This is a genomic window from Methyloparacoccus murrellii, from assembly GCF_054657115.1.
In genome coordinates, this window is sequence record NZ_BAAHXD010000072.1 from 1 (window position 1) to 8,338 (window position 8,338).

Genomic DNA, 8,338 nt, shown 5'->3' on the forward strand with positions numbered 1-8,338 from the left:
GAAGTAGACACCGAAAGCAAAGGCGAGCCACTTCTTGTCGAGCAGCGGCTTGTCCGCCGCGGCGATGTTGCCTGCACTGATTGCAGCCATGTTGACCTCCAAAACGCTTGGTTGTTGCTTGTTGATGTTGCGCGGTTAGTTTAACCGGCAACGCGCGCTAGGACAGGATGGCAGGGGTGAAGGTTCCGCCGGTTTGCCGGAAAACTTGCCGCGGTGCGGAGGGAGTCGCGACATGTCGCCGCCTGGTGGCTAGTCGAGCCCTTCCCGGTACCAGTAGGTGAAACGCCGGTGGGTGGCCACCTGCTTGCCGCCGCCCACGTGGGAGCCCGACAGTACCGCCTCGACCGTCTTGGTTTCGCCCGTCTTGCTGTCCGTGAGCCTGACCACGGTCGTGGTCGGCGAGGGCGGGAAACCGCCGCCCGGTATCACCTCGTAGCGCGAGGTTGCCTGACCCGAGGCATCGGGCGCATAGACCGACGGTCCCCCGGTAGCGCAGCTGATGCCATAGAGCCGCGCGGTGCCCAGCGAGGTGTTGCACTCGCCGCCAGCGTTGCTGGCGGCCTCGTGGGTGGGGAAGTAGGTGGTGCCCGACTGCGTGACCGCACTGCCGACGGTCTTCTCGCCGGTGGCCAGGTTGATGTACCAGCCTTTCTGGTCGGGGTTCGGGGCGGTGCCCACGGTCGTGACATCGGTCAGCTCGCTGGTGGTGACGATGCCCGTGGCGACATCCTGCACCTGATAGAAACGGTTGGCGATCAGCCGGTCGAAAGGCTCCTCCCGATTGCCGGAGCCGATCAGGATGACATCCTGGTTGCCGCAGCGGGCCACATCCGGCGGATAGAGGAATTTCCGCGCATGATTGCCCGTACCGCCCAGCGAGGCGATCTGAACCATCGACCACAGGTTGGCATCCCCCGTGATGGCCGAGGTGGTCGGGTCCTTGAAGCTGATGCGCCAGAGGTTGCCGCCGGTGTCGCCGACATAGGCCCGCTCGGCATATCCGGTGTTGATGTCGGTGACGACGGCGATATCCGAGGGGAAGCTGTAGCTGCCGCCGCTGAAGAATCTGGTGCTGTCGATCTGACCGCTGGCGCCGAGTGTGACGACGAACACCCCGCGCCCCATGTTGCGGCTGCCGCTGACCGGGTTGCCATAGCTGCCGGCGCCGGTATCGAACGGGCGGTCTTCGGTATTCGGGTCATAGCCGGCGCCGAAGATCAGGGCCAGCCGGTCGGCCCCCCCCCGCTGCCGCCGGCTTCAGCATGATGGGCTTCAGCTTCGACCAGGTCTGTCCCAGTTCGCTGAAGCCGGCATCGGTGCTGGCGCGCTTCCAGATTAGCCGGGGGCTGTTGCGGTCGGTTACGTCCAGCGCGGCGATGAAGCGCCCCCCGCGGCGCAGGCTGACGAACAGCCAGACCTTGTCCGGCACGCAGTCGCCGTTGGCATCGGGGGCATAGACGCTCAGATTGCCATCGATCCGATAGGGTCTGTTGAAGGCGCCGGCCGGGACCGGTGCGGGAAAGGTGACGGCTGGGGCGTTGTCGCGCAGACGTTTGATGCTGGCAAGGAAATCGGACGGGACGTAAGCCCAGAGTTCGGTGCCTCCGGTCGTGCCGCCGTTCAGCGCGCGCAGCAGGCCGTCGTTGCCGGCATAGAACACCACGATGTCGCCCGTGGCGGCCCCCGAGCAGCCACCGCCGGCATTGCCATAGTTCACGGCAACCGGTTCCGAGTGCAGGACATCTCCGGTGAGGGATGGGCGGGGGCCGTTGCTGGTGGACGGGTTCTCGCCGATATTGTCGACGCCCCGGTACCAGTTCACCAGGTTGTCGCGCTCGCTGCTTGTGCCGACGCCCAGCTGGCCGGCCGTCACATTGCCGCTGGTGACGGTGATCAGGCTGCCGTTGCTGTCCGTGTAGAGCTTGCGGTTCGAGTTCGAGGCGTCCGCCGTGAATTCCAGGCGCAGTTTCTGTCCCGCGCCGCCTTTTTCCACCACGGCGCCATCCGGTACATCCGAACCCGAGATTGGCGTACCGCACAACAGGGGATCGCCGGTGGAACTGCTTGGGCCGCAGCGGAAATTCCAGAAGGTCGAGGGTTGCGTCCAGAAACTGACGGCGTCGTCCGCTAGGAAGCCGGTGCCGCTCTGGACCTTCCGCGGCGGCGTCTGGTTGCTGCTGTCGGTCAGGTACAGGTTGGGCCGGTCATCGCCGGCATTGTCCGGCGTTCCGTTGTCGTTCGTTCCGTACAGGGCCAGCTGATACAGCTTGAGGTTGCCGAACCAGCGGGGATTCTTGTCCGGTCGGAACATCCCGAGATAGACCTGATTCAGGTCCAGTCCGCCGGCGGAAAGCCCCATGGGCAGGGTGGCCGGTGCGAACGCCTGGTTGGCGGCATTGATGGAGATGAAGAAATTGCGGAACGAATCGATCAGGCCGCCCAGGTTGCCGCCGATTTCGTAATAGGTACCGTTGCCGTTGCGCGCGATCGACTTCAGGAGGGTGGTCTGGTCAGGATCCGGACTGGCATTGTAGATGTTCATGACATAGGTCTGAACCGTCTGTTGCCCGCTGATGGGGCTGACGTCCGTGGTGGCCAGGAACCGGGCCCAGACATCGCTGATGCGTCCACTGGCGGCCAGCGGGAACTGTGCCGCGAGGTAGCTGTAGCCGAGCCCGCTCAGCAGACTGGTGTCGTCGGCGTTGGGGTAGCCGTTGCCCACCAGCAGGACGTAGTTCTTGCCACCGCAGGTGTTCGCGGTCGGCGAGGTGATGGGGCTGCGGTAGCTGAGTCTGGTGTCGGGGTCGGTGAAGGCCAGCGTCTCCTCGATGGCGATGGGCGTGCCGAAGCGCAGCGCGCCATAGCCGACATGGCCGACCGGTGTACCCGCCGTGCCCGTCGATGTGCCACTGGGGCTGGCATGGCCACCATAGTATTTGAAGGCTTCGAAGAGGGCGCCGCCATAGTTGGCGCTGGCGTCCGCCTTGAAGTCCGAACTGGTGATGTTGCCGAACAGGGTGTCGAGGTCGCCAAGCAGCGTTGGGCAGCGACTGGCATTCAGCGACGTGACGGCACGACGCACAAAGCCGGTGACGCCCGAGTTGTTGATGCTGGTGCCAGCATTGTTGGCATAGGTGCCCTTGGCGGGCTTGAGCAGCATCAATCCGACATTCAGCCGGGTTGGCGTCGAGGCGTTGCAGACCAGTTCGTTCAGCACCAGCTTGATGGCGGCGACTTCCACCTGGCCCTGGGTCAGCTTCGTGTCGTTGCCGAAGATCTGGTTGACGTAGTTCAGGCAGGTGGCGTCGTTGTTGCAGTTGGCCGAGACCGAGGTCTTGCTCCAGGCCTGGTTGTTGGCTGACCAGTTCGAGGTGTTGTCGAGGAAGATCAGCACATTCGGTGGCGAGGGATCCTGTGCGCCCCCCCCCTTGAACAGGTCGATATCCTCCGCTCGCCCGGTCGCGGCCGAGAGCAACAGCCAGGAAAAGACGGCCCATCCTGTGATGCGCGGGTTCATCGTCGTGTCTCAGTTACAGGTAACGTTGGCCGGCACCGGGCAGGTGGGGGGTGTATTGCCGGCGGCGTAGGGATTCGGCCGGGGGCAGGGCCCGGCTTTCGGGACTCTCAAACCCCAATGCACGGTCATGCCGGCGCCCAGCGAGTCGCCCACGGCTGTGCCTTCGAAATCCCAGTAAGTATCGACCACCTGCCGGGCCGACAGCGAACCGCCCTGTTCGTCCCCGCCCGCCGCACCCAGGCAGCGGGGCCGGATTTCCACGTTCACGCCTCGTCCGTTGACGCAGACGCTCAGGGATTTGCAGTCATAGGTGACCGGCGCGCAATCACTGCCGGCCTTCTCGCAAACGCTTTGCTCGATGGCGGCACGCAGTGCCATCTCGGCTTCGTTGGCGGCCTGGAGGTTGCCGACGAGTCGGAGGTGACTGGTGCTCGCGGTGATCGCCGCGACGCCGATGAGGGTCAGCAGGGCCAGCATGAACAGCGTGACGGCCAGGGCGATGCCGGCTTGTCCACGGCTCCCTTTCATGGCTCCCGCCTGCCGCTCGCATTGATCAGCCGGATGGTCTGGCTGAATACCCGACGATGGTAGGGTCCGCCAGGCGTGACGGAAAGATTGCCCAGGTCGTAGCTTTTGGTGTCGGTATACCCTGGCGTGGGGTCCAGGCTGCGGGCCAGCACATAGGTCTTGACCGCGATGACATTGGACCAATCGGCCATCGATGCCGGCGAGGCCGTGTAGCTGTTCGGGGAGCCATCCCGATCGCTGTCGATACCGTATTGGATTTGCAGGTTTTCGATGCCTTCCACCAGTGCCTGGGCGTTGGTGTCGCTGTCGATGGGATCCTTGCGCATCAGGGTGGGGATACCGTCCCCTGTCTGGGAATAGCTGCGGATATAGTAGATCCGGACGTGAAGCTGGCGGATGTCTGCCGTGCTGCCATCCGGTTTTTGCAGGCTGTAGGTGGCGGCCGTGGCGCCTTTGCCAATGACGTAGGCTGCGGGCGTGGTCTGAAGGTAGGTTTTGCCGGCGTTTTCCGGTTTGCCGACATCGGCCGGCAGTGTTGCCCTGCTGTCGGCACGCAGCAGGATGAGAGCCTTCGTGCCATTGACCTTGCTGGTCAGGCTGGCCGTGCATGTTCCGGTGACAGGAAACGGAAAGCTGTCGATCAGGTTCTGGAAAGGCGGGGCGGGTGTCGTGCAGGGATCCGGCTGGCTGGCGGGAAGGTTGGTGTTTGCGGGGTTGAACGCGCCCCAGAACCCCGCATGCTCAAGATCATCCCGGATGATTTTCAGGGCATAGCGTCCATTCTCGATCTGCTCGCTGGCTTGACTGAGGGCTCGATAGCTGCGTAGGGCATTGACCGACAAGGTGCCGACGGCCGCCACGATGGCCAGCCCCAGCACCATCGAAATCATCAGCTCGACCAGGGAGAGTCCCTGCTGAGACTGAAGCCGGCCACGGGGCTGGAAGCCGATCATGACGTGGCCCGCGCTAGGTGCCGGGGTCGAAGAAGCGAACCGGCACGCTGAGGATGCGGCGGTTGGGTATGTCGTCACCGCAGTCATTGGCGGACGTGGGCATGGCGATCTCGGCCAGCCCCTGCCAGACCACGGTAACGACGAAGTCGTTGCCTGCTCCGGTGATGCAGCCGCAGCCGTTCATCATCGCGCCTACGGGCTTATCGTCGAGTTTTTCACCGGCACCGGCCAAAAGGCTGCTCCATTCGCAGAGATCCTGAGCGGCACGGCTTGTACCCCCGCCCGCGCAGCTGGCGCACGCGCTCGTCACGTAGCTGGTGCGTTCGCTTCGGTTGGTCCGCAGTCGGCCGGCCATGTCTTGCAGCAGGATCAGCGCCTGCGAGCGCTGGTACGACTCCAGCTCCGCCCTCTGGGCCTTGCCCTGCAAGGCGGCCAGCCCCAGCAGGCCGATGACGACGATGAGCAGGGAAACCAGGACCTCGATCAGCCCGACCCCCGCCTGACGATCGGGGCGCTGCCGGCGCGGGCAGGTTGCGCCGTGGGGTGCCATTGGCGCGGCCTGTCGCCGCAAACCTTCTTGCCGATGGCTGGTCGGGCGCACCGCGGGCTGATCGGCTTTAGCCATCGTCCGGGCGGGCGGTGGGTCGCCCCTTGGTCGTCAAGGCAAGATCCGCGCGCCCTACCATTTGTCCGCCGGTGTTTTGACGCCCTGGCTGGTCAGGGTGAGGGCAGCATCTCTGGCCTGTATCGTGCCGCTCCTGGGGGTAGCCGTGATCGTATAGGCCGGCGGACTGTCCGTCTTGGTGAGCGTGATGCCGCTATAGAAGGACTGGATGTGTGCCGGGACAGTCAGACTCAGATCGGCGAGCGAGCTTGTGTACTGGCGATTGTTGAGCAGGTACTCCTCTTCGCGGTTGGCGACATCGAGCATGAATTGCTGCGCCTCGGACCGATTGGCGCGGATGACGTACTGCTGGTAGGAGGGGTAGGCGACGCTGGCCAGAATGCCGATGATGGCCCCGGTGATCATCAGCTCGATCAGGGTGAAACCTGCTGGCCTCCCCGGTGCGCAGGCGACGACCGCTCGCTGGTGTGCTCTCAGCATGTCGCGTCCTCGGTCCGTATCCGCCCGGTGCTGTTGATGATCACCCGGCGGCCATGCCGCGTGGCGGATGGGTTCGATGCGCAAATGCTGAAGGTATCGTTGCCCACTAGGCGACCTGCACAACCGGTACCGCCACCCTCTGGGATGCCGTTCGGGCTGAAACCGATCCAGCAGGCAAGCTTGCTGCCGGTCGTGATGGACAGCTGGGATGTGGCCTCATGGCGCCGTATCAGGGTATCGGTTCCCGGGGTATAGGCCTTGTCGGCGTTCATGTCGGCATAGAGCAGCCAACCGTCTTTCCAGGCTCCGGATGGGTTGCAGCCGTTGCCGGCGGCGTTGCTCTTGCACAGGATGACCAGGTTTCCGCGCTTGATGGCCTCGCTCTTCGCCAGTTGCAAGGCACCCACCAACAGGTTGGTGTAGGCGCTGACCCGGTTCCGCTCGATGAATTCCCGCATGCTCGGCATTCCCACGGTCAGCAGGATCGCGGCGACCGCGAGGGTGACCATCAGTTCGATCAGGGTAAAGCCCTCATGATCCGATTGCATGTCAGCCCACCTGGTTGCTCGGATCAGAAGAACGGATGCAGAGCATGCAGCCCCATCAGCAACAGGCTGGCGGGTATCGAGACCAGTAGCAGGAACAGTGATACCGCCAGACCGGATTCCAGGCCGATGGGCGCGGCGCCGCGATCCTGCCGCAGGGCGAAGGCATAGAACGCGGTGAGAATTTGCGAAACGGCCAGCAACGCAAACAGCAAGAACCAGCGGTGCCTGAGCTCGAAGGCATGGGCGATGACATCCTGCATGAGCGTGAGCATGAGTGGCGCGTACAGGAGCGTGGCCGGCAAGGTATATAAATAAGTTTGGACCGGCGTCAGCTCCAGGTTTTCCGCCTTGCGCAGCAGCCAAGGCAGGCCAGCTGCCCACAACAGGTTGCTGCCGAGAAGGATGGCCAGCAGGAGGAGGCCTTCGGTTACGCTATGGGCGCCGGGTGCCAGCACAAAATCGATCCAACGGTGCAGTAGCGGGTGGGCCTTGAAGTCGAGCGGATTCATGGTGCCTGGTGGGAGTCTTGGGTGTAGGCGGCGACCGCCGCGTGGCGGTTCGATGATAACCCGAGCGTCCGCGCTATGGCGCAAGGGACTTCGATCGTGATCAGCCCGCGACTGGCGACGGGGCTGAAACCTGGGTGGACCAGCGGCATCAGATTGCCATGCGTGCCAGGGTAGCTGGCTCGAGTTACAGCACGGAGTACCTCACCGACAGCCGGTGGGTCTCGCCAGGTTGCAGCTGGAGGGTGTTGTCCACCACGTTGCCGCTTTCCAGGCAGATCATTCTCATGGCCTGCTCTGCCCCCAGATCGTGCAACTGGTTGGCTTTGTCGTCCCAAGGGTTCCAGACTACCGTGGACAGGCTGTTCTGCTTTTCAATGAGGATGCGGCGCTTCAGGACCGGGTCGTGGATCACGCAGCTGCTGGTCGTGCCGATATAGACGCGGTCGGTTTCGCCGGCAAGGGCGAGGTTGCCCGCTTGCCGCTTGCGGCTGCTCCCGTTGGCTTTGTCGATATATTCGCAACCCGCCAGCCCCTCGATATGGATCTGGCGTACATCGCCAACACCAAAGTAGCTGTGCAGGGCTTCACTGAAGGTCAGCATGGAGTTGGACCGGTTGACGGTTTTCAGTTCGATTTCCGCGGCGGCGCCAAGCGTATGACTGACGGTCACGTCTGTGGCATGTGGCCAGTCAGGCGGGAAGCGGTGCTGGGGCAGCTGAAAGGTCAGCCGGTAGGCTCCGTCAGGCAGTCGTTCGCATGCCGACAGATCCCATAGGCTGGTGCGTGCGAAGCCATGGGCGGGCCAATGCGGCATTTCCACGTGCGGTCCGAACCAGGGCCAGCAGATAGGTACACCGCCGCGTGGCGATTTTCCTGGTGACAGGGCGGCATGTGACGAGAGCCAGACGACAGCGGGCTGGTTTTCGGGTTGCCATTCAAGCAGCTGTGCCCCCTGCATCAGGATGCGGGCATGACCCCACGACGCGGTAATCTCGATGCCGAGCAGATCGTCTTCGCTGGCGAAGACATGAATCCCGGCCAAGTGCCCATGGAGTGATTGCAGGTGATGAAGGCATTGCTGTGTCATAAGGACGCTCTCGTTGACAGTTCAGCGTAGTCTGCGCTGCGATGCGGGTGGTCACAAGCATTGGGCGGGCGCAAAAATTTTGGTCAACCCT

At 63.6% G+C, this 8,338-nt stretch carries 9 protein-coding genes; all 9 read right to left on the reverse strand.

Annotated elements, in window-relative coordinates; all coding sequences use genetic code 11:
• Window positions 1-249: 249 nt before the first annotated feature.
• Complete coding sequence (locus ACYQ1H_RS14795) at window positions 250-1,113, reverse strand: pilus assembly protein (RefSeq protein ID WP_460028814.1); 864 nt, start codon at window positions 1,111-1,113, stop codon at window positions 250-252.
• An 85-nt stretch (window positions 1,114-1,198) separates the two neighbouring features.
• Window positions 1,199-3,517 carry a pilus assembly protein gene (locus ACYQ1H_RS14800; protein ID WP_460028815.1) on the reverse strand — a complete coding sequence of 773 codons (2,319 nt, stop codon included), beginning with the start codon at window positions 3,515-3,517 and terminating at the stop codon, window positions 1,199-1,201.
• A 9-nt stretch (window positions 3,518-3,526) separates the two neighbouring features.
• Window positions 3,527-4,045, reverse strand: coding sequence for a pilus assembly PilX family protein (locus ACYQ1H_RS14805; RefSeq protein ID WP_460028816.1), 519 nt, complete (start codon window positions 4,043-4,045; stop codon window positions 3,527-3,529).
• Window positions 4,042-4,998: a PilW family protein gene (locus ACYQ1H_RS14810; protein WP_460028817.1), complete on the reverse strand. Its 957-nt coding sequence runs from the start codon at window positions 4,996-4,998 to the stop codon at window positions 4,042-4,044. Before ACYQ1H_RS14810 ends, ACYQ1H_RS14805 begins: the two co-directional genes overlap by 4 nt.
• A gap of 13 nt (window positions 4,999-5,011) precedes the next feature.
• A complete protein-coding gene (gene pilV, locus ACYQ1H_RS14815) occupies window positions 5,012-5,548 on the reverse strand; it encodes a type IV pilus modification protein PilV (protein WP_460028818.1) in 537 nt (178 codons plus the stop codon).
• Between the two features lie 129 nt (window positions 5,549-5,677).
• Window positions 5,678-6,103 (reverse strand): type IV pilin protein, encoded by a 426-nt coding sequence (locus ACYQ1H_RS14820; RefSeq protein WP_460028819.1) that lies wholly within the window; start codon window positions 6,101-6,103, stop codon window positions 5,678-5,680.
• Window positions 6,097-6,651: a GspH/FimT family pseudopilin gene (locus ACYQ1H_RS14825; protein ID WP_460028820.1), complete on the reverse strand. Its 555-nt coding sequence runs from the start codon at window positions 6,649-6,651 to the stop codon at window positions 6,097-6,099. The genes ACYQ1H_RS14820 and ACYQ1H_RS14825 overlap by 7 nt, the downstream gene beginning before the upstream one ends.
• A gap of 23 nt (window positions 6,652-6,674) precedes the next feature.
• Entirely contained in the window at window positions 6,675-7,160 is a 486-nt protein-coding gene (locus ACYQ1H_RS14830; protein ID WP_460028821.1) for a hypothetical protein, read from the reverse strand.
• A gap of 184 nt (window positions 7,161-7,344) precedes the next feature.
• Window positions 7,345-8,247: a D-hexose-6-phosphate mutarotase gene (locus ACYQ1H_RS14835; protein WP_460028822.1), complete on the reverse strand. Its 903-nt coding sequence runs from the start codon at window positions 8,245-8,247 to the stop codon at window positions 7,345-7,347.
• Between the last annotated feature and the right edge of the window lie 91 nt (window positions 8,248-8,338).

Coding starts and splice junctions, on each gene's coding strand:
- ACYQ1H_RS14800 (WP_460028815.1), bottom strand. CDS start 3,517: ATGAACCCGCGCATCACAGGATGGGCCGTCTTTTCCTGGCTGTTGCTC.
- ACYQ1H_RS14805 (WP_460028816.1), bottom strand. CDS start 4,045: ATGAAAGGGAGCCGTGGACAAGCCGGCATCGCCCTGGCCGTCACGCTG.
- ACYQ1H_RS14810 (WP_460028817.1), bottom strand. CDS start 4,998: ATGATCGGCTTCCAGCCCCGTGGCCGGCTTCAGTCTCAGCAGGGACTC.
- pilV (WP_460028818.1), bottom strand. CDS start 5,548: ATGGCACCCCACGGCGCAACCTGCCCGCGCCGGCAGCGCCCCGATCGT.
- ACYQ1H_RS14820 (WP_460028819.1), bottom strand. CDS start 6,103: ATGCTGAGAGCACACCAGCGAGCGGTCGTCGCCTGCGCACCGGGGAGG.
- ACYQ1H_RS14825 (WP_460028820.1), bottom strand. CDS start 6,651: ATGCAATCGGATCATGAGGGCTTTACCCTGATCGAACTGATGGTCACC.
- ACYQ1H_RS14830 (WP_460028821.1), bottom strand. CDS start 7,160: ATGAATCCGCTCGACTTCAAGGCCCACCCGCTACTGCACCGTTGGATC.
- ACYQ1H_RS14835 (WP_460028822.1), bottom strand. CDS start 8,247: ATGACACAGCAATGCCTTCATCACCTGCAATCACTCCATGGGCACTTG.